This window comes from Piscinibacter sp. HJYY11, assembly GCF_016735515.1.
GTDB lineage: Bacteria > Pseudomonadota > Gammaproteobacteria > Burkholderiales > Burkholderiaceae_C > Rhizobacter.
The window spans coordinates 2,710,680-2,730,284 of sequence record NZ_JAERQZ010000001.1 but is presented as its reverse complement, the minus strand read 5'-3'; the positions used below and the strand labels follow the sequence as shown (position 1 = coordinate 2,730,284).

The window sequence follows — 19,605 nt, the reverse complement described above, 5'->3', positions numbered from 1 at the left end:
TCAGTCTCCCCACACCTCGCGTGCGGTTTCGACGACCAGCTTGAGCTTGTTGCGCTGCGCCTCCACGGCGATGTTGTTGCCGTGCACCGTGGATGAGAAGCCACATTGCGGCGACAGGCACAGCTGCTCGATCGGCGCGTACTTCGAGGCTTCGTCGATGCGTCGCTTCAGGGCGTCCTTGCTCTCCATCTCGCCGAACTTGGTGGTGACGAGGCCCAGCACCACCGTCTTGCCCTTGGCGAGGTAGCGCAGCGGGCGGAAGTCGCCGGAGCGGTCGTCGTCGTACTCGAGGAAGTAGGCGTCGAGCTTCATCTCCGACAGCAGGGCTTCGGCCACCGGCTCGTAATTGCCGGCCGCGGCGTGCGTGCTCTTGAAGTTGCCGCGGCACAGGTGCATCGCGAGCGTCATGCCGGCAGGTTTCTGCGCGACCACGAGGTTGATGAACTTGGCGTAGCGGTGCGGCAGCTCGTTGGGGTCGTCGCCGCGCTGGCGGGCGGCCTCACGCATCTTCTCGTCGCACAGGTAGGCGAGGTTGGTGTCGTCCATCTGCACGTAGGTGCAGCCGGCGGCGGCCAGCGAGCGCAGCTCGTCGCCGTAGGCATTGGCCACGTCCTGGTAGAAGTCGGGCTCGAGCTCGGGGTAGGCCTCGCGGCTGATGCCCGCGCGGCCGCCGCGGAAGTGCAGCATGGTCGGCGAGGGGATGGTCACCTTGGCGGTGCTGCCGGGGGCGATCTGGCTCTTCAGGTACTGGAAGTCGGCGAGCTGGATGTCCTTCGCGTGCTTCACCTTGTCGATCACGCGCATGACCGGCGGCGCCAGCTCCTCGGTGCCGTCGGGGCGGACCACGGTGACCGGGATGTCGGTCTTCACGCCGCCGAGCTGCTCGAGGAAGTCGATGTGGAAATAGGTGCGGCGGAACTCCCCGTCGGTGATCGACTTCAGGCCCACGTCTTCCTGGAACTTGACGATCTCGGTGATGCACTCGTCTTCCACCCGGCGCAGCTCGGCGGCCGAGAGTTCGCCCTTGGCCTTCTTTTCGCGGGCTTCGAGCAGGCGCTTGGGGCGCAGGAAGCTGCCCACGTGGTCGGCGCGGAAGGGTGGGGTGGGGCGTGCACTCATGGTCGTCTCCGGAATCCAGGAAAGACGGCGATGTTAGCGGCGGAGGCCTGTGAATGGATACAGGAGCGCCCTGAAGATCCGGGTTTACCCGCGTTTTGTTCCATCTGGCAGCCCGGATAGACTCTTTCTGTATACAGCGCGTATTCAGAAAGTGCCTGCCATGAAGACCTTCCCCCTCAACGCCTGGTATGCCGCCGCCTACGACGTGGAGGTGAAACCGGCCCTGCTGAGCCGCACCATCTGCGGCCAGAAGATCGTCATGTTCCGCCGCAAGGACGGCTCGGTGGCCGCGCTGGAAGACGCCTGCTGGCACCGCCTGCTGCCGTTGTCCAAGGGCACGCTGCACGACGACGAGATCACCTGCGGCTACCACGGCCTGGTCTTCAACGGCGATGGCCGCTGCACCCACATGCCCTCGCAGGAGACGATCAACCCCTCGGCCTGCGTGCGTTCCTTTCCGGTCGTGCAGAAGCACCGCTTTATCTGGATCTGGCCCGGCGACCCGGCGCTGGCCGACGCATCGAAGGTGCCCGACCTGCACTGGAACGACCACCCCGAATGGGCCGGCGACGGCAAGCTGATCCAGGTGAAGTGCGACTACCGCCTGGTGCTCGACAACCTGATGGACCTGACGCACGAGACCTTCGTGCACGGCTCGTCCATCGGCCAGCGCGCCGTGGCCGAAGCGCCCTTCGTGGCCACGCACAGCGACAAGTTCGCCACCGTCACCCGCTGGATGGAAGGCATCGACGCGCCGCCCTTCTGGGCCAGCCAGTTGAAGCACGCGACCGGCTACGAGGGCAAGGTGGACCGCTGGCAGATCATCCGCTTCGAGGCGCCGTGCACCATCACCATCGACGTGGGGGTGGCCAAGGCCGGCACGGGCGCACCGCAGGGCGATCGGTCGCAGGGCGTGAACGGCTTCGTGCTCAACACGATCACGCCCGAGACCGAGACCACCTGCCACTACTTCTGGGCTTTCGCGCGCAACTACTGCCTGGGCGAGCAGCGCCTCACGCACGAGCTGCGCGAAGGCGTGGCCGGCATCTTCCGCGAGGACGAGACGATTCTTGAAGCCCAGCAGCAGGCGATCGACGAACACCCGGGCTACAAGTTCTACAACCTCAACATCGACGCCGGCTCGATGTGGGCGCGCAGGCTGATCGACAAGATGGTGGTGAAAGAGACGCCGCCCGATGCACCGCGTGTGATCCCGCTGCGGACCGCCGCATGAGCGCCAAGCTCGACGACGACATCGGCACCTCGCAGACAGTGCGCGTGCAGCTGAAGCTGCGCGAGCTGATCGTCGGCGGCGAGCTGAAGCCCGGCAGCCGCATCGCCGAGCTCACGCTCGTCGACCTGCTCGGCGCCTCGCGCACGCCGATCCGCATGGCGCTGGTGCGCCTGCAGGAAGAAGGCCTGCTCGAAGCGCTGCCCAACGGTGGCTTCGCGGTGAAGGACTTCTCCGAAGCCGACATCCACGACGCGATCGAAGTGCGCGGCACGCTCGAAGGGCTGGCTGCACGGCTTGCGGCCGAGCGCGGCGTCACGTCCGTGTTGCTCGCCGAAGCGCGCGACTGCATCGCCCGCATCGACGACCTGCTGGCCCAGCCCGAGCTGAGCGAAGACTCGTTCAACGGCTATGTCGAACAGAACGGGCGCTTCCATGACCTCTTGAGCGAGATGGCCGGCAGCGACCTCGTCTCGCGGCAACTCGAACGCGCCAAGACCTTGCCCTTCGCCTCGCCCAACGGCTTCGTGCTCGCCCGCTCCACCGGCCCCGATGCGCGCGACACGCTCGTCGTCGCGCAGGCCCAGCATCGCGCGGTGCTCAACGCCATCGTGCAGCGCGAAGGCGCGCGCGCCGAAGCCCTGATGCGCGAACACGCGCGCATCGCCCACCAGAACCTGCGCGAAGCGCTGCAAAGCCACCAGAGCCTGCAGCGCCTGCCCGGCGCGAGCCTGATCCGCCGCCGCGCCACCCGATAGACCTGGAAGCAACCGACAGATGAAGAGCAGCAACACCTGGCACCCCGCGCACATCCGCGCCCACCGCGACCTCAGCCCCACGGTGCGCGAGTTCGAGATCCGCCCGGAAGGCGGCGTGAAGCCGTGGACGGTCGGCAGCCACCTCAAGGTCAAGGTGATGATCGACGGGCGTGAAGAGACACGCTCCTATTCACTGGTGGGCCTGCACGACCCGGCGGTCTATCGCATCGCGGTGAAGCGTGCCGAGCCGGGCCACGGCGGCTCGCGTCACATGTGGTCGCTCGAAGCCGGCGAAGAGCTGACCATCGGCGAACCCGACAACCATTTCGAGCTGGCCTTCAACGCGCCGCAGTTCCTGCTCGTGGCCGGCGGCATCGGCATCACCCCGCTGGTCGGCATGGCGCAGATGCTCGCGGCCAAGGGTGCCGACGTGCGCATGCGCTACGCCGCGCGCAATGCGGCCGAGCTCGTCTACGCCGACGTGCTGCAGCAAAGCCTGGGCGAGCGCCTGCAGACCTACTGCAGCGATGCCGACGAGCGCCTGAGCCTCGACCGCGAGATCGCCGCGCTCGCTCCGGGTGCGCGGATGCTCGTCTGCGGCCCGCTCGGCATGCTCGATGCCGCACGCGACGCCTGGGCTGCCGCGGGCCGCGCGCCAGCCGACCTGCGCTTCGAGACCTTCGGCAACAGCGGCCACCATGCGGCCGAGCCCTTCTGGGTGGAGCTGCCCCGCCACAAGCTGCGCATCGAGGTGCCACCCGATCGCACGCTGCTCGACGTGCTGGAAGAGCACGGCGTCGAGACCCTGTCCGACTGCTGCAAGGGCGAATGCGGGCTGTGTGCGATGGACGTGATCTCGGTGCAGGGCCAGATCGACCACCGCGACGTGTTCTTCAGCCCGCACGAGCACCAGGCCAACCAGCGACTGTGCGCCTGCGTGTCGCGCGTGAGCGGCGGCGGCGTGGTGCTCGACAGCGCTTACCGCGCCGACTGATCCGACACGCCGCCCGCAGCCAACGGCGCATGCCGGGCCATGAGCTCGGCGACCCAGTCGATGAAGACCCGCAGCCGGGCGCCGAGGTAGCGGTTCTGCGGCCACGCCGCGTGCACCGGCATCGGGGCGAGCTGCCAGTCGGCGAAGAGCCGGTGCAGGGCGCCGCGCCGCTCGTGCGCATCGGCCATGTAGGTGGGCAGGCACAGCACGCCCATGCCGGCCAGTCCGGCGGCGAGGTAGGCGTTGCCATCGTCCACCGCCACCACGTAGCGGCCCTGCAGGTCGACGCGCTCCGGCCCGCGTTGCATCGCCTGGGTCGCGACCGTGCCGCTGCTGGCGAGCAGGTAGCCGACGATGTGGTGGCGCGGGTCCTGCAGCTCGGCCGGGTGGTCCGGGTGGCCGGCGCGCGCCAGGTAGGCCGGCGCGGCATAGACGCCGAGGGCGAGCTCCCCCACGCGCCGCGCGCTGAGCGAGAGGTCGGAGACCTCGCCGCCGCGCAGCACGCAGTCGACGTGGTCGCCGATCACGTCGACCCGCCGGTCGCTCACGCCCATGTCGATCTGGATCTCGGGGTAGCGTGTGTGGAACGCCGGCAGCGCCGGCATCAGCAGCAGCCGGGCGATCGGGCTGGGCACGTCCACGCGCAGCCGGCCCTTGGGCGACCCCAGCGCGCTCGAGACGCTGCTGTCGGCCTCGTCCAGGTCGTCCAGCAGCCGCACCACCCGCTGGTAGTAGGCCGCCCCCTCGACGGTGACCGCCACGCGGCGCGTGGTGCGGTGGAGCAGCCGCACGCGCAGCCGCGACTCCAGCTGCTGCACGAGCTGGGTCACCGTGGTCTTGCTCAGGTGCAGCGTCTGCGCGGCCTTGGTGAAGCTGCCAGCCTCGACCACCCGGGCGAAGGCCCTCAGCGCATCGAAACGGTCCATCGGTTCTCCTTCATCGGCGCGGCTGATTGTTTGCGAATGCCAAACGATCATTGTGCGAGTTGCCTGTTTATTTGGCGTCCGCGGGTCCATAGAGTGGATTCCCCCATCCCACCCGGAGCTCTCATGTCTGCACGCGATGTTGTCTTCCCGCCCGGACGCCAGGCGCTTTACGAGCGCAACCGCTATTCGCCCGCCATCCGTTCCAACGGCTTCCTGTTCGTGTCGGGGCAGGTCGGCAGCCACCCGGACGGCTCGGTCGAGCCGGACCTGTCGGCGCAGGTGCGCCTGGCCTTCGAGAACCTCAATGCCATCCTTGCCGAGGCCGGCTGCAGCTTTCGCGACGTGGTCGACGTGACCGTGTTCGTCGTCGACCCGGAGCGGCGGCTCGAGACCATCTGGCCGGTGGTCGGGGAGTACTGGGGTGAGCCGCCGTACCCCACGCTCACGGGCGTCGGCGTGACCTGGCTGTCGGGCTTCGACTTCGAGATCAAGGTGATCGCCAGGCTGCCGGCGTAGAAGGCGCTGGAGGGCCCGGGCCCGAGGGGTTTCCCTCAGCGACATGCCGGAGCGGCATAGCTGCTAGTTGAAGTTCCCAATTGCCGAATACCGTGGCCGGGGCGCACAGTGCGCTCCTTGCGATTCACCCGGAGCCATCCATGCAAAAACGCCAGGTTTTGAAGGCGATTCTTCCCCTCGCACTCGGTCTGTTTGCCGCGCAGGCGTTCGCCCAGAACGCCCCGTTCAAGATCGGCTTCATCCTGCCCATGACCGGCCAGTCGGCCTCCACCGGCCGCCAGATCGAGGCCGCCGCCAAGCTCTACATGGCGCAGAACGGCAGCACCGTCGCCGGCCGCAAGATCGAGCTCATCATCAAGGACGACGCTGGCGTGGCCGACTCCACCCGCCGCATCGCGCAGGAGCTGGTGGTCAACGACAAGGTCGACGTGCTGGCCGGCTTCGGCCTCACGCCGCTGGCCATGGCCACCGCGCCCATCGCCACGCAGGCCAAGGTGCCGATGGTCGTGACCGCCGCCGCCACCTCGGTCATCACCACCGCCTCGCCCTACATCGTGCGCACCAGCTTCACGCTGCCGCAGGCCGCGGTCGCCATGGGCGAGTGGGCCGGCAAGAACAAGATCAAGAAGGTCGTCACGCTGGTGACCGACTACGCCCCTGGCATCGATGCCGAGAAGTTCTTCAAGAGCCAGTTCCTGCTGAACGGCGGCGAGATCGTGGCCGAGATCCGCTCGCCGCTGCGCAGCCCCGATTTCGCGCCCTTCCTGCAGCGCGTGCGTGACGCCAAGCCCGATGCGGTGTTCGTCTTCCTGCCCTCGGGCCAGGGCGCGGCCTTCATGAAGCAGTTTGCCGAGCGTGGCCTCGACAAGTCGGGCATCAAGCTCATCGGCACCGGCGACATCACCGACGACGACCAGTTGAACGACATGGGCGACGTGGCACTCGGCGTGGTGACCGCGCAGCACTACTCGGCCTCGCACAACTCGCCGACCAACAAGAAGTTCGTGCAGGCCTTCGAGGCGGCCAACAAGTTCCGCCCCAACTTCATGGCGGTGGCCGGCTACGACGGCATGCGCGTGATCTACAAGGCGCTCGAAGCCACCAAGGGCAAGGGCGGCGGCGACGACCTGCTGGCCGCCATGAAAGGCCAGGTCTTCGAGAGCCCGCGTGGCCAGGTGATGATCGACGCGCAGACCCGCGACGTGGTGCACGACATCTACATCCGCAAGGTCGAGCGTGTGAACGGCCAGCTCTGGAACCAGGAGTTCGACGTGCAGAAAGCCGTGAAGGACCCGGGCAAGCTCGGCGCCAAGTGACGGCCCCCTGACGCCTTCGGCGCCATCCCCCCGCGGGGGAGCGCGCCGGGCTTGGGGCGGCCCGGCGCTCCGGCGCGCAACGCTACGTTCACGGCTCTTCTCGTCATGCTGACCCTCCTCTTCGACGGCATCGCCTACGGCATGCTGCTGTTCGTCCTGTCCGTCGGCCTCGCGGTCACGATGGGCCTGATGAACTTCATCAACCTCGCGCACGGGGCGTTCGCCATGGCCGGTGGCTACACCACCGTGCTGCTGATGAACCGCCTGGGCGTGCCCTTCCTGGCCACGCTGCCGCTCGCCTTCCTGTTCACGGCGATCCTCGGCGCGGCCTTCGAGCGCACGCTGTACCGGCCGATGTACAACCGGCCGCACCTCGACCAGGTGCTGTTCTCCATCGGCCTCGTGTTCATGGCGGTGACGGGGGTCGACTACATCATCGGCTCGCAGCAGCAGATGATCTCGGTGCCGAGCTGGCTGCAGGGCCGCTTCGACCTGGCCGACGTCGGCATCGGCAAGTACCGCCTCTTCATCATCGTCGTGTGCGGCCTGCTGACGGTCGCGCTGCAGATGATCCTGAGCCGCACGCGGTTTGGCAGCCGGTTGCGCGCCGCGGTCGACGACCCGCGAGTGGCCCAAGGCCTCGGCATCAACGTGAACCAGGTGTTCCTCCTGACCTTCGCCGTGGGCTCGGGCCTCGCCGGCCTGGGCGGTGCGCTCGGCGCCGAGGTGCTGGGCCTGGAGCCGATCTTCCCGCTCAAGTTCATGGTGTATTTCCTGATCGTCGTCTCGGTCGGCGGCACCACCACCATCACCGGCCCGCTGCTCGCGGCGCTCCTGCTCGGCATTGCCGACGTGTTCGGCAAGTACTACGCCCCCAAGCTCGGGGCCTTCATCGTCTACGCGCTGATGATCGCGATTCTCACCTGGCGTCCGCAGGGCCTGTTCGGCCAGAAGGGCTCGAAATGAGCGCGCCGGATCGTCAAACCGCATCCCTGGAGAAAGTGCAGGCCTCGCTGCGCGCCGCCTCGGGCTGGCGCTGGTGGGAGCTGGCGCTGGGCGTGTTGGCCATCGCCTCGGTCTTCCTCTCGGGCAGCCATGCGCTGCTCTTGAACGAGATCGCGATCCTCGCGCTCTTTGCCTTGTCGCTCGACCTGATCCTCGGCTACGCGGGCATCGTCTCGCTCGGCCATGCGGCCTTCTTCGGCTTTGGTGCCTACGTGGCGGCGCTCTTCGCCAAGCATGTGATGCCCGACCCGCTGGTGGGCCTCGTGGTCACGATCGCGAGCACCGCCGTGCTCGGCGCGCTGTGCAGCGTGCTCGTGATGCGCGGCTCCGACCTCACGCGCCTGATGATCACGCTCGGCGTGGCGGCCGTGCTGTATGAGCTGGCCAACAAGCTCGACTGGCTGACCGGCGGCGCCGATGGCCTTCAGGGCGTGGTGATGGGCAAGCTGCTCGGCACCTTCGAGTTCGACCTCTTCGGCAAGACGGCCTATGCCTACAGCCTGGCAGTGCTCTTCGTGTGCCTGCTGATCACCCGCCGCATCGTCCACTCGCCCTTCGGCTATTCGCTCAAGGCGCTGCGCGACAACCGCCTGCGCACGCAGAGCATCGGCCTGTCGGTGCACCTGCGGCTGGTCGCGGTCTACACGCTGGGCGCGGCCATCGCCGGCGCGGCTGGTGCGCTGATGGCGCAAACCTCGGGCTTCGCCTCACTCGACGGCCTGGAGTTCCACCGCAGCGCCGAGCTCGTGCTGGTGCTCGTGATCGGTGGCACCGCGTACCTGTACGGCGGCATCTTCGGCGCCATCGCCTTCAAGCTGCTGCACGACGTGCTCTCGGCCTGGACCCCGCAGTACTGGATGTTCTGGCTGGGCCTCTTCCTCGTGGTCCTCATGCTCGTCGGGCGGGACCGCCTCGTCCGGCCCTGGACGTGGTTCAAGCGCGGGGGGCAGGCATGAGCACCGTCGTCCTCGAAACCCACAACCTGGTCAAGCGTTACGGTGGCATCACGCCGACCAACGACGTCTCCATCAAGGTCCACAAGGGCGCACGCCATGCGCTGATCGGCCCCAACGGCGCCGGCAAGACCACGCTCGTGAACCTGCTCACCGGCGTGACCGAGCCGACCTCGGGACGCATCTCGCTCGACGGGCAGGACATCACCAAGCTCGCGCCCCACCAGCGTGTGCGCCGCGGCATCGTGCGCACCTTCCAGATCAACCAGCTCTGGAACGAGCTCACCCCGCTGCAGTCGCTCGCGCTCACGGTGAGCGCGCAGCTCGGCATCAGCCACGCGTGGTGGAAGCCGCTCGGCAGCGACCCGCGGGTGGCCGAGCGCTGCGCGGTGCTCCTGAAGCAGTTCCGCCTCGACGACGTGATGGACCAGAAGGTCAACGTGCTCGCCTACGGCAAGCGCCGCCTGCTGGAGATCGCCACCGCGATTGCGAGCGAGCCACGCGTGTTGCTGCTCGACGAGCCGGTCGCTGGCGTGCCCGAGGGCGAGCGCCAGGAGATCTTCGACACCATCAACGCGCTGCCGGCGGAGGTGACCATCCTCCTGATCGAACACGACATGGACCTCGTCTTCAACTTCGCCCGCACCGTGACCGTGCTGGTCAACGGCACGCTCTTCGCCGAAGGCGACGTGGCCAGCATCTCGACCGACCCGCGCGTGAAGGCGGTCTACCTCGGAGAGGGCCATGGCTGAACTGTTGAAGGTCGAAGGCCTGAAATCAGGCTATGGCGAAGCGGTGGTGGTGCAGGGCATCGACCTCACGCTCGAGGCCGGCCAGTCGCTCGCGCTCCTCGGCCGTAACGGCACCGGCAAGACCACGCTGATGAACACGCTCGTGGGCGTGACGCGCCGCCACGCCGGCCGCATCGCGCTCGCCGGGCAGGACATCACGACGATGCCCGCCTACCTGCGCGCCGGTGCCGGCATCGGCTGGGTGCCGCAGGAGCGCAACATCTTCAAGTCGCTCACGGTGCACGAGAACCTGACCGCCGTCGCGCGGCCGGGGCCGTGGACCGTGCAGCGTGCCTACGAGATGTTTCCGCGCCTCGCCGAACGCAAGAGCAACATGGGCAACCAGCTCTCGGGCGGCGAACAGCAGATGCTCGCCGTGGCGCGCGCGCTGGTGCTGAACCCCAAGCTGCTGCTGCTCGACGAGCCGCTCGAAGGCCTCGCACCCATCATCGTGGAAGAGCTGCTGCGCAGCATCGCCCGTGTGGTGAAGGACGAAGGCATGTCGGCCATCATCGTGGAGCAGAACCCGCGCATGATCCTGCCGATCACCCACCAGGCGGTGGTGCTCGACCGGGGGCAGGTGGTGCACCGCGACCGCAGCGAAGCGCTGCTGGCCGCGCCCGAGCAACTGGAGCGCTGGCTGGCGGTGGCGAAGGCCTGAGGGCTTGGTGGCCGCGGCCAGCCTAAGGCCTGCCGGGGCGGACGATCTGCATGTGGTCGGGCAGCAGGCCGACTGGCCTGATCGATGAGCGCGGCGAACGCATCCTGCGCGCCGGACCGTTGGAAGCTGCAGTCGGTCTCACACTTCGTAGGGCAGGCCCACGTAGTTCTCCGCGAGCGAGGTCATCGCCGCCTGCGAGCCCAGCAGGTAGTCGATCTCGGCCTCCTGGATCTTCTGGCCGAACTCGCCGCCCTCGGGGAACTTGTGCATGAGCGAGGTGAACCACCACGAGAAGCGCACCGCCTTCCACACGCGGCGCAGCGCACGGCCGCTGTAGGCGTCGAGGCCCGCCGCGCTCTTCTCCTGGTAGTGCTCGACGAGGCCATGCGCGAGGTAGTGCACGTCGCTTGCGGCGAGGTTCAGGCCCTTGGCGCCAGTGGGCGGCACGATGTGCGCCGCGTCGCCCACGAGGAAGAGGCGGCCGAAGCGCATCGGCTCGGCGACGAAGCTGCGCAGCGGCGCGATGCTCTTCTCGATCGACGGGCCGGTGACCATGCTCGCGGCCGCTTCGGGGTCGAGGCGGCGGCGCAACTCGTCCCAGAAGGCCTGGTCGCTCCAGTTGTCGACCTTGTCGTCGAGCGCGCACTGGATGTAGTACCGGCTGCGTGTCTTCGAGCGCATGCTGCACAGTGCAAAGCCACGCTCGTGGTTGGAGTAGATGAGCTCGTGCGCGACCGGCGGCACGTCGGCCAGCACGCCCAGCCAGCCGAACGGGTAGACGCGCTCGTAGGCCTTGATGCTCGAGCTGGGCACGCTCGCGCGGCTCACGCCGTGGTAGCCGTCGCATCCGGCGATGTAGTCGCACTGGATCTCGTGCGTCTTGCCGTCCTTGGTGTAGGTGACCGAGGGAGTGCTGCCGTCGAAGCCGTGGATATGCACGTGCTCGGCCTCGTACACCGTCTTTGCGCCCCACTGCGCGCGCGCATCCATCAGGTCGCGCGTCAGTTCGGTCTGGCCGTAGACCATCACGTCCTTGCCGGTGAGCGCATGCAGGTCGATGCGGTGGTGGCTGTTGCGGTAGCCGAGGTTGAAGCCGCCATGCACCAGGCCTTCGGCGTGCATGCGCGCACCCAGGCCCAGGCTGTCCATCATGTCGACGGTGCCCTGCTCCAGCACGCCGGCGCGGATGCGGCCGAGCACGTAGTCGGCGCTGCGTTGTTCGATGACGATGGCGTCGACGCCGGCCTGGTGCAGCTTGGCACCTAACAACAAGCCTGAGGGGCCTGCTCCGATGATGGCGACTTGAACTCTCATGACGGGGATCTCCTGGTGGTCAGAGCGTGCTGCGCAGGCGGGCCTGGGCTTGCAGCAGGGCAGGCAGGCATTCGCTGACCAACTGGTCCATGCTCATGCGCGAGGCCTGGGCGCTCACGTTGATGGCGGCGAGCACCTCGCCGCGGTAGTTCTTCAGCGGCACGGAGATCGTGCGCAGGCCGAGCTCGAATTCCTGGTCGACGGCGGCATGGCCGCGCAGGCGGATCTGCGCGATCTCGGCGGCCAGCTTCTCGCGGTCGACCATCGTGTGCGGTGTGCGCGCCTCGAAGTTCTGGCGCGCGAGCCAGGTCTCGACCTCGGGCTGGGGCATCGCGCTCAGCAGCACCCGGCCGTTGGCGGTGCAATAGGCCGGCACGCGGGTGCCGGGCTGCAGGGTCGACGACACCAGCCGGCCCGCTTCGGTGGCGGCGATGCAGATCACGTCGTTGCCGTCGAGCACGCCGGCCGACGAGGCCTCCTTCAGCGCGTAGGCCACCTTGTGCAACTCGGGCGCCACGATACGCGGCAGCCGCGCCGAGTGCATGTAGCTCTGGCCCAGGCGCAGCACCTTGGGGCTGAGCGAGTACATGCGGCGGTCGCTCGTCACGTAGCCCAGGTACTCGAGCGTGATCAGGTAGCGGCGGGCGGCGGCGCGGGTCAGGCCACAACGGGTGGCGACCTCGCTGATGGTCAGGCGCGGGCGGTCCTGGTCGAAGGCCTCGATGACGGCCAGCCCCTTCTCCAGACCGGCGATCAGGTCACGCTTGTGCGGGCCTGCGGGGGCCTCGCCCACGTTGGCAGCGTCATCGGGCTCGGCGTCGGAGAGGGCAAACGCGTTCATGGGCGGTTCCGCTTCGTGGAATGATTCGCCCAATGTAGTTATTGATCATCATCAATGCCATTGCTAATCGCCGCAGTTGTGCGATTGGCAGACTTTGCGCGCTACAGGTCGACGGGCAGCGGCGAGGGGGGTTTCACCTCTTCGAGGCAGATCATCGAGCGCACGTCGTCCACGCCGGGCACCTGCATCAGCTGGTCGGTGAGGAACTGGCTCAGGCTCTTCAGGTCGCGCGCGACCACCTTGAGCAAGTAGTCACTGTCGCCAGACACTGTGTGGCACTCGAGGATCTGCGGAAATGCACGGATGTCGGCCTCGATCTCGCGCACGCGGCCGAACTGGCCACCGTCGATGTTGAGGCTGACATAGGCCATCACCCCAAGCCCCAGCGCCTCGGGCTCGACCATCGCCCGGACGCCGCGCAGCACCCCGCGCTCTTCCAGCGCCCGCACGCGCCGGAAGCACTGCGGCGCCGACAGGTGCACCTGGGCCGCCAGTTCCACATTGCTGGCGCGTCCGTCGGCTTGCAACGCCTTGAGAATCTTGCGGTCGATCAGGTCGAGGGGGATGTGGGGCACGCTGATTCCTCCAGTGGTGAACGGATCGTGCGCCGTTGCCTTCAATCGCGCAACAAGTGGCAAGCACATTTCGCCTCTGGAGGCCTAAGGTGACGCGATCCGGAGGACTTGCCCCATGCACACCGCCACGCCCCACGCCGCCTTTCCCGCCGCCGCCCCCGGCGACGCGCCGATCGCGCTCGAAGCCCAGTACGGCGCCCACAACTACCACCCGCTGCCGGTCGTGCTGACGCGCGGCGCCGGCGCCTACCTGTTCGACGACGCCGGCCGTCGCTACCTCGACATGATGTCGGCCTACTCGGCGGTGAGCTTCGGCCACAGCCACCCGGTGCTGGTGCGCGCGCTGACCGAGCAGGCCGGGCGCCTGGCCGTCACGAGCCGCGCCTTCCACACCGACCAGCTCGGCCCCTTCCTGCAACGCCTCTCCCGCATGACCGGCATGGCGCGCGCGCTGCCGATGAACAGCGGCGCCGAGGCGGTGGAAACAGCGATCAAGGCCGCACGCAAGTGGGCCTACAAGGTGAAGCGGGTGCCGGAGGGGCAGGCGCAGATCCTGGTGGCCGAAGGCAACTTCGCCGGGCGCACCACCACGATCGTCGGCTTCTCGAGCGAAGCGCAGTACCGCGATGGCTTCGGCCCATTCGCGCCGGGCTTCGCAAGCGTGCCCTTCGGCGATGCGCCCGCGCTCGAGGCCGCGATCACCCCGCACACCGCCGCCTTCATCGTCGAGCCCATCCAGGGCGAAGCCGGGATCGTCGTGCCGCCGGCCGGCTACCTGAAAGCGGTGCGCGAGATCTGCAACCGCCACAACGTGCTGATGATCTGCGACGAGGTGCAGACCGGCCTCGGCCGCACGGGCGCGTTGCTCGCCTGCGACCACGAGGGTGTGAAGCCCGACGGCCTCACGCTGGGCAAGGCGCTGGGCGGGGGCCTGCTGCCGGTGAGCGCCTTCCTCGCGCGCGACGACGTGATGGCGCAATTCACCCCGGGCGACCACGGCAGCACCTTCGGCGGCAACCCGCTCGCCGCGGCCGTCGGCCATGCCGCCTTGTCCTTGCTGGAACGGGAGCAGCTGGTGCAGCGGGCCGCCGACCAGGGCGCCTATTTGATGGCGCGGCTGCGGGCGTTGGCGCACCCGGCGATCACCGAGGTGCGCGGCCGCGGCCTGCTGGTGGGGGTGGTGATCGACCCGCGCGTCGCCTCTGCACGCCAGGTGTGCGAGGCGTTGATGCACGAAGGCGTGTTGACCAAGGACACGCACCACACCGTCGTCAGGCTGGCGCCGCCGCTCGTGATCGAGCGTGAGCAGATCGACGTCGCCGTGCAGGCGCTCGCCAGGGTGTTGCGAAGCCTGGCCTAGACCTGCCCGACGAAGGCCGCGAACAGCTCGCTCTTGAAGTGCAACCCCATGCGCTCGAACGCTCGCCGCCGATAGGTCTTCACCGTCGCCACCGAGAGACCGAGGTCGGCCGCGATGCCGTCGTAGCTCAAGCCCTGCAGCAGCCGTGCGCACACGTCGAGCTCGCGGGCCGGCATCTCCGGGTGGCGGCGCTGCAGGGCCGCGCGCAGCTGCGCCGCATCGGGCCGCGATGACTCGGCCGTGTCGGTCAGCTCGATGTGCCGCCGCACGCTCGCGAGCAGGCCCATGGCGAGCTGTTCGAAGTTCTCGAGCTCCCCATCGGCAAACGCCCCCTGGTGCTCGTGGTGGTAGAGGTTGACCGCCAGCACGCCGCCGTCGGGCTGCGGCTCGGCGATCGACAGCCGCTCGCTCACCCCGTGGCGCTTGTAGATGGCTTCACGGTGGTCGGGGTTGGGGATGTCGTGCGCGCTCAGGCGCAGCATCGCCGTGCCCTGTTTCGCGATGTCGAAGGTGCGGTCGCGCCGGTACAGGCCGTCGAGGTAGGCCGCGAAGCAGTCGCGCGTGGTGTCGCGCACGCCGTGGGCCGAAGAGAAGTGCAGCACCGGCGCGCGGTCCTTCCACACCCGGTAGACCGCCCACGAGCCCGCGTGCAGCGCACGGTTCACATGCAGCAGCGCCGATTGCGCAAACGACTCGCTGCCCACGGTGCCGATGAGGCCGGCAAGGCTCGTCTGCACGTCGTGACGGGGGCCGCTGTGCGGCGCGAGGCGCCAGGTCTGCATGGAAGGTGAGAACGGTCGAGAAGCGGCCAGTCTAGGGACCTTGCCCCGCGCTGCCATCGGGTCAGACCATGCCGCGGCCGCTTTAGCGGCCCGGCCGGGCCAGAAAGGCTCGCCCGTTCAATTCGTGCAATTCAATAGTTTTTGCCTACTGACTTGCTGCACCGCATCGACGTTGTTTTGGTGGGTACACACTCTCTTACACAGTCGCCCTGGAAAGCGCTTCAAAGACGGTGTTCTTCAGCCGATCGCGGGTCAAGCCGGCTGCAGATGATGTCGATAGCCATTCACCATGACGACTGTCTCCATGACCTCCACCGAACTCGCGGCCGAGCCGGCCCGACGTGTCGACACGCCGCGCCGCTGGCGCCTTGCCGGTGCTTCCTGGGCCGGCTGGGCGGGCCGCGGCCTGGGACTGGCAGGGGCCGCAGCTTGCCTGGCCTTCGGCGCCGGTACCGGTGTCTGGCCCTGGATGGCCGCCGCAGCCCTGCTGGCCGCGGGCACCTGGCTGGACCGCCACCACGCCGCCCGCGAGCAGCAGGCACGCCGCGACACCGCGCTCTATCTGCAAGGCAGCGTCGACCTCGGCAGCCGGCTGATGCCGGTGTGGAGTGGCCACATCGAAACCTCGCGCCTGCAGATGGAGACTGCCATCTCCTCGCTGAGCGCCCGTTTTGCCGGCATCGTCGACCGCCTCGACGGCGCGATGAAGGCTTCCGACAGTGCCGCCGGCGCCGAGCACGACTCGGGCGGCATGGCCGCCATGTTCGCGAGCAGCCAGCAGGAACTGCAGGCCGTGCTGGCCTCGCTGCGCCAGGCGACCGAAAGCAACAACGCCATGCGCGGCGACGTGCAAGGCCTGAGCCGCTTCATCGAAGAGCTGCGCCAGATGGCGACCGATGTCGCCAAGATCGCCGCCCAGACCAACCTGCTCGCCATCAACGCCGCCATCGAGGCCGCGCATGCGGGTGAAGCCGGCCGCAGCTTCTCGGTGCTCGCGCAAGAGGTTCGCAAGCTCTCGGCCGAATCGGGCGAGACCGGCCGGCGCATGGCCGAGAAGGTGGCGACCGTGGCCGATGCGATTGCGCAGGCCCGCGAGAGCGCCGAGGCCTCGGCCTCGCGCGAGGCCGCTTCCATCAGCGGCTGCGAGACCTCGATCAACAGCGTGCTCGATGGCTTCCGCGGCGTGACCGAAGCGCTGGCCGAATCGGCCGGTGTGCTCAAGCGCGAGAGCCTGGGCATCCAGGCCGAGGTTTGCGAGGCGCTGGTGCAGCTGCAGTTCCAGGACCGCGTGAGCCAGGTCATGACCCACGTGCGCCAGAACATGGAAGCGCTCCCCGAGCGCCTCTCGCTCAGCACCGACACCTACGAGCGCGAAGGCCGGCTGGTGCCGGTCGACGTGGCGGCCCTGCTGGCCGAACTCGAAGCGACTTACGCCATGGCCGAAGAGCGCAGCACCCACGGTGGTGGCGGCTCGGCCGGTGCACCGAAGAACGAAGAGATCACCTTTTTCTGAACCTTAGTCAGTTTTCCAGGGAGGCCATCCGAACATGGGCAAGAACATCCTGATCGTCGACGACTCCGCCTCGGTGCGGCAGGTCGTGAGCATCGCGCTCAAACAAAAGGGCTACGACGTGATCGAGGGCAGCGATGGCAAGGAAGCCTTGACCAAGCTCACCGGCCAGAAGGTGCACCTGATCATCAGCGACGTGAACATGCCCAACATGGATGGCATCAGCCTCGTGAAGGCGGTGAAGGCCATGCCGGCCTACAAGTTCACCCCGATCGTGATGCTGACCACCGAGTCGCAGGAGGCCAAGAAGAAGGAAGGCCAGATGGCCGGCGCCAAGGCCTGGATCGTCAAGCCCTTCCGCCCCGACCAGCTGCTGGACGTGGTGCAGAAGCTCGTGCTCCCCTGAGCGACAGGGGCCCCACATGGCATCGAAGAAGAAAGCGGCGCCTGCCGCGCCGCAGGTGCTGCGCATCGACGGCGAATTCAGCATCTACCGCGCCGCCGAGCTCAAGCCCCTGTTGCTGCAGGCGGTGGAAGCCTCGCCGGTGCTGGAAGTCGACCTGAGCGGCGTCGCCGAGTTCGACACCGCCGGCCTGCAGCTGCTGCTGCTCGCCAAGCGCGCGGCCGCCGACCGTGGCCACGAGCTGCGCCTCGTGCGCCACAGCGCCGTCGTCGTCGACGTGCTGCAGCTGCTCGACCTGGCCGCCCACTTCGGCGACCCGCTGGTCGTGGCCGCCTGATATCCGCGAGGGAGAAACAACATGGACATGGACCAGGCCCTGCAGACCTTCTTTGCAGAGAGTCGGGAGCTGCTGGACGACATGGAGGCCGCGCTGCTCGGCATCCGCCAGAGCGACGACCCCGCCGAGACCGTCAACGCCATCTTCCGCGCCGCGCACACCATCAAGGGCTCGGCCGGCCTCTTCGGGCTCGACCCGCTGGTGGCCTTCACCCACGTGGCCGAGAGCGTGCTCGATGAAGTGCGCGACGGGCGTGTCAACGCCGACGATGCGCTGGTGTCGCTGCTGCTCAAGTGCGCCGACCACCTGCGGGCGCTGGTCGACGCCGCCGAGGCCGACCCGGCCCACATCGACCCGGACCTGATCACCCACGGCGAGCCGCTCCTGGTGCAGCTGCGCACCTACCTCGCCCCGAAGCACGAGGTGGCCGAGCTCGAAGTGCCCGTGGAGCGCATCGCCTCGCCCGACGTAGCCGAAGGCGACGACGCCTGGCACATCTCGCTGCGCTTCGGCCCCGACGTGCTGCGCAACGGCATGGACCCGCTGTCCTTCCTGCGCTACCTGGGCACCCTCGGCACCATCGTCGGCATCGTCACGCTGCCCGATGCACTGCCCGCGGCCGACGAGATGGACCCGGAGTCCTGCTACCTCGGCTTCGAGATCGCGCTGCGCAGCAAGGCCGACAAGGCCAAGATCGAAAGCGTCTTCGACTTCGTGCTCGACGACTGCCAGCTCGTCATCGTGCCGCCGCGCAGCCGCATCGAGGAATACATCGCGGTGCTCAAGCAGATGCCCGACGAAGGCGTGCGCCTGGGCGAGATGCTGGTGCGCGCCGGCACCGTGACCGCGCACGAACTCGAAGCCGCGCTGCAGAGCCAGGCCGATGCGCGCACCGCGGCCTCGGCCGAGCCCGCCGCGCCGTCCCCGCTGATCGGCGACGTGCTGGTGCAGCAAGGCAGCGCGCCTGCCGCCGTGGTGGAAGCCGCGCTCGACAAGCAGAAGCGCAGCCGCGACAGCAAGGCGCAGGAAGGCCAGTCCATCCGCATCGATGCCGACAAGCTCGACCGCCTGATCAACCTCGTGGGCGAACTCATCATCGCCTCCGCCGGCGCCAACCTCATCTCGCGGGCCACGCGCAACGTCGAGCTGCAGGAAGCGCATTCGGTGCTCTCCAACCTGGTGGAAGAGGTGCGCGACAGCGCGCTGCAGCTGCGCATGGTGAAGATCGGTGGCACCTTCAGCCGCTTCCAGCGCGTGGTGCACGACGTATCGCGCGAGCTCGGAAAGGACATCGAGCTCGTCGTGAGCGGTGAAGACACCGAGCTCGACAAGACGGTCGTCGAGAAGATCGGCGACCCGCTGACGCACCTGGTGCGCAACGCCATGGACCACGGCATCGAATCGCCCGAGCTGCGCGCCGAGCGCGGCAAGCCGGCGCGTGGCACCCTGAAGCTCAACGCGTACCACGACTCCGGCAGCATCGTCATCGAGGTCAGCGACGACGGCGGCGGCCTGCACCGCGACAAGATCCTGGCTAAGGCCGTGGACCGCGGCCTGGTCGAAGCGGGCAAGTCGCTCAGCGACAGCGAGATCTACGACCTCGTCTTCGAACCCGGCTTCTCCACCGCCGAGAAGGTGACCAACCTCTCGGGCCGTGGTGTCGGCATGGACGTGGTCAAGCGCAACATCACCGCGCTGCGCGGCAGCGTGGGCATCGACAGCACGGTCGGCCGCGGCACCACCGTCACCGTGCGGCTGCCGCTCACGCTGGCCATCATCAACGGCTTCCAGATCGGCGTGGGGCGCGCGGTGTTCGTCGTGCCGCTCGACGTGGTGGAAGAGTGCGTGGAGTTCAAGGCCGAGGGCGAGCACGACTACCTGGACCTGCGCGGCCAGGTGCTGCCGTTCATCCGCTTGCGCGAGTTCTTCGGGGTGAGTGGTCCCACGAGCGCGCGGCCCAACATCGTGGTCGTCAAGCACGCCGGCCTGAAGTTCGGCCTGGTGGTCGACACCTTGCTCGGCGAAGCGCAGACCGTCATCAAGCCGCTTTCCAAGATGTTCGGCCAGGTGCGCGGCATCAGCGGCTCTTCCATTCTGGGCAGCGGTGACGTCGCCCTGATCCTCGACGTGCCGGCGCTGGCCCAGCACGCCGCGCCTCCTGCCCGTGCCAGTGCAGCCGCCCAGATCACGGCAGCGTCCGCTGATTGAAGCCA

General features: G+C 68.2%; 20 protein-coding genes. 14 read left to right on the top strand and 6 right to left on the bottom strand.

The annotated features are described in order from the left end of the window. A complete protein-coding gene (locus JI745_RS12605) occupies positions 1–1,119 on the bottom strand; it encodes a 5-methyltetrahydropteroyltriglutamate--homocysteine S-methyltransferase (RefSeq protein WP_201806887.1) in 1,119 nt (372 codons plus the stop codon). Between the two features lie 160 nt (positions 1,120–1,279). Here JI745_RS12605 and JI745_RS12600 point away from each other — a divergent pair, with 160 nt between their 5' ends. From JI745_RS12600 to JI745_RS12590, 3 genes are read left to right on the top strand one after another with little or no spacing between them, the layout of a single operon-like run. Then, positions 1,280–2,353 carry an aromatic ring-hydroxylating dioxygenase subunit alpha gene (locus tag JI745_RS12600; protein WP_201806884.1) on the top strand — a complete coding sequence of 358 codons (1,074 nt, stop codon included), beginning with the start codon at positions 1,280–1,282 and terminating at the stop codon, positions 2,351–2,353. Then, entirely contained in the window at positions 2,350–3,108 is a 759-nt protein-coding gene (locus tag JI745_RS12595; protein WP_201806882.1) for a GntR family transcriptional regulator, read from the top strand. Before JI745_RS12600 ends, JI745_RS12595 begins: the two co-directional genes overlap by 4 nt. 19 nt (positions 3,109–3,127) lie before the next feature. Beyond that, positions 3,128–4,102, top strand: coding sequence for a PDR/VanB family oxidoreductase (locus tag JI745_RS12590; protein WP_201806878.1), 975 nt, complete (start codon positions 3,128–3,130; stop codon positions 4,100–4,102). Here JI745_RS12590 and JI745_RS12585 read toward each other — a convergent pair. Next, positions 4,087–5,028 (bottom strand): LysR family transcriptional regulator, encoded by a 942-nt coding sequence (locus JI745_RS12585; RefSeq protein WP_201806875.1) that lies wholly within the window; start codon positions 5,026–5,028, stop codon positions 4,087–4,089. The two genes, JI745_RS12590 and JI745_RS12585, sit on opposite strands and share 16 nt — an antisense overlap. A gap of 123 nt (positions 5,029–5,151) precedes the next feature. Between JI745_RS12585 and JI745_RS12580 the strand changes: the two genes are divergently transcribed. The 6 genes from JI745_RS12580 to JI745_RS12555 all read left to right on the top strand — a co-directional run bounded on the left by JI745_RS12580 (position 5,152) and on the right by JI745_RS12555 (position 10,270). Beyond that, on the top strand, positions 5,152–5,544 hold the full coding sequence (locus JI745_RS12580) for a RidA family protein (RefSeq protein WP_201806874.1): 393 nt from the start codon (positions 5,152–5,154) through the stop codon (positions 5,542–5,544). 140 nt (positions 5,545–5,684) lie between these two features. Next, positions 5,685–6,860, top strand: coding sequence for an ABC transporter substrate-binding protein (locus tag JI745_RS12575; protein WP_201806872.1), 1,176 nt, complete (start codon positions 5,685–5,687; stop codon positions 6,858–6,860). Between the two features lie 105 nt (positions 6,861–6,965). After that, complete coding sequence (locus JI745_RS12570; RefSeq protein ID WP_201806870.1) at positions 6,966–7,826, top strand: branched-chain amino acid ABC transporter permease; 861 nt, start codon at positions 6,966–6,968, stop codon at positions 7,824–7,826. Beyond that, positions 7,823–8,821: a branched-chain amino acid ABC transporter permease gene (locus tag JI745_RS12565; RefSeq protein WP_201806868.1), complete on the top strand. Its 999-nt coding sequence runs from the start codon at positions 7,823–7,825 to the stop codon at positions 8,819–8,821. Before JI745_RS12570 ends, JI745_RS12565 begins: the two co-directional genes overlap by 4 nt. Further along, positions 8,818–9,570 carry an ABC transporter ATP-binding protein gene (locus JI745_RS12560; protein WP_201806866.1) on the top strand — a complete coding sequence of 251 codons (753 nt, stop codon included), beginning with the start codon at positions 8,818–8,820 and terminating at the stop codon, positions 9,568–9,570. The genes JI745_RS12565 and JI745_RS12560 overlap by 4 nt, the downstream gene beginning before the upstream one ends. Continuing rightward, positions 9,563–10,270, top strand: coding sequence for an ABC transporter ATP-binding protein (locus JI745_RS12555; protein WP_201806864.1), 708 nt, complete (start codon positions 9,563–9,565; stop codon positions 10,268–10,270). The genes JI745_RS12560 and JI745_RS12555 overlap by 8 nt, the downstream gene beginning before the upstream one ends. A 138-nt stretch (positions 10,271–10,408) precedes the next feature. Here JI745_RS12555 and pobA read toward each other — a convergent pair whose 3' ends face one another. From pobA to JI745_RS12540, 3 genes are all read right to left on the bottom strand, one after another. Beyond that, positions 10,409–11,584, bottom strand: a complete 1,176-nt coding sequence (pobA, locus tag JI745_RS12550) for a 4-hydroxybenzoate 3-monooxygenase (RefSeq protein ID WP_201806862.1) — start codon at positions 11,582–11,584, stop codon at positions 10,409–10,411. 19 nt (positions 11,585–11,603) lie between these two features. Further along, the gene (locus tag JI745_RS12545) at positions 11,604–12,425 is read right to left on the bottom strand and encodes an IclR family transcriptional regulator C-terminal domain-containing protein (RefSeq protein WP_201806859.1); all 822 of its coding nucleotides are present in this window, start codon (positions 12,423–12,425) and stop codon (positions 11,604–11,606) included. 101 nt (positions 12,426–12,526) lie between these two features. Then, a complete protein-coding gene (locus JI745_RS12540) occupies positions 12,527–13,000 on the bottom strand; it encodes an Lrp/AsnC family transcriptional regulator (RefSeq protein WP_310738603.1) in 474 nt (157 codons plus the stop codon). Between the two features lie 115 nt (positions 13,001–13,115). On the opposite strand from JI745_RS12540, the gene rocD reads away from it, so the two are divergent. Beyond that, entirely contained in the window at positions 13,116–14,360 is a 1,245-nt protein-coding gene (gene rocD, locus JI745_RS12535) for an ornithine--oxo-acid transaminase (protein WP_201806848.1), read from the top strand. Here rocD and JI745_RS12530 read toward each other — a convergent pair. Continuing rightward, positions 14,357–15,142 (bottom strand): LuxR C-terminal-related transcriptional regulator, encoded by a 786-nt coding sequence (locus JI745_RS12530; RefSeq protein WP_201806842.1) that lies wholly within the window; start codon positions 15,140–15,142, stop codon positions 14,357–14,359. The genes rocD and JI745_RS12530 overlap by 4 nt on opposite strands. Before the next feature lie 289 nt (positions 15,143–15,431). Between JI745_RS12530 and JI745_RS26780 the strand changes: the two genes are divergently transcribed. The 4 genes from JI745_RS26780 to JI745_RS12510 are packed head-to-tail and all read left to right on the top strand — an operon-like array spanning position 15,432 to position 19,600. Beyond that, positions 15,432–16,655: a methyl-accepting chemotaxis protein gene (locus JI745_RS26780; RefSeq protein ID WP_310738602.1), complete on the top strand. Its 1,224-nt coding sequence runs from the start codon at positions 15,432–15,434 to the stop codon at positions 16,653–16,655. A 34-nt stretch (positions 16,656–16,689) separates the two neighbouring features. Next, complete coding sequence (locus JI745_RS12520; protein WP_201806839.1) at positions 16,690–17,058, top strand: response regulator; 369 nt, start codon at positions 16,690–16,692, stop codon at positions 17,056–17,058. Positions 17,059–17,074: 16 nt separating this feature from the next. Continuing rightward, on the top strand, positions 17,075–17,392 hold the full coding sequence (locus JI745_RS12515) for a lipid asymmetry maintenance protein MlaB (RefSeq protein WP_201806836.1): 318 nt from the start codon (positions 17,075–17,077) through the stop codon (positions 17,390–17,392). Positions 17,393–17,413: 21 nt separating this feature from the next. After that, positions 17,414–19,600, top strand: coding sequence for a chemotaxis protein CheA (locus JI745_RS12510; protein WP_201806833.1), 2,187 nt, complete (start codon positions 17,414–17,416; stop codon positions 19,598–19,600). Positions 19,601–19,605 lie beyond the last annotated feature (5 nt).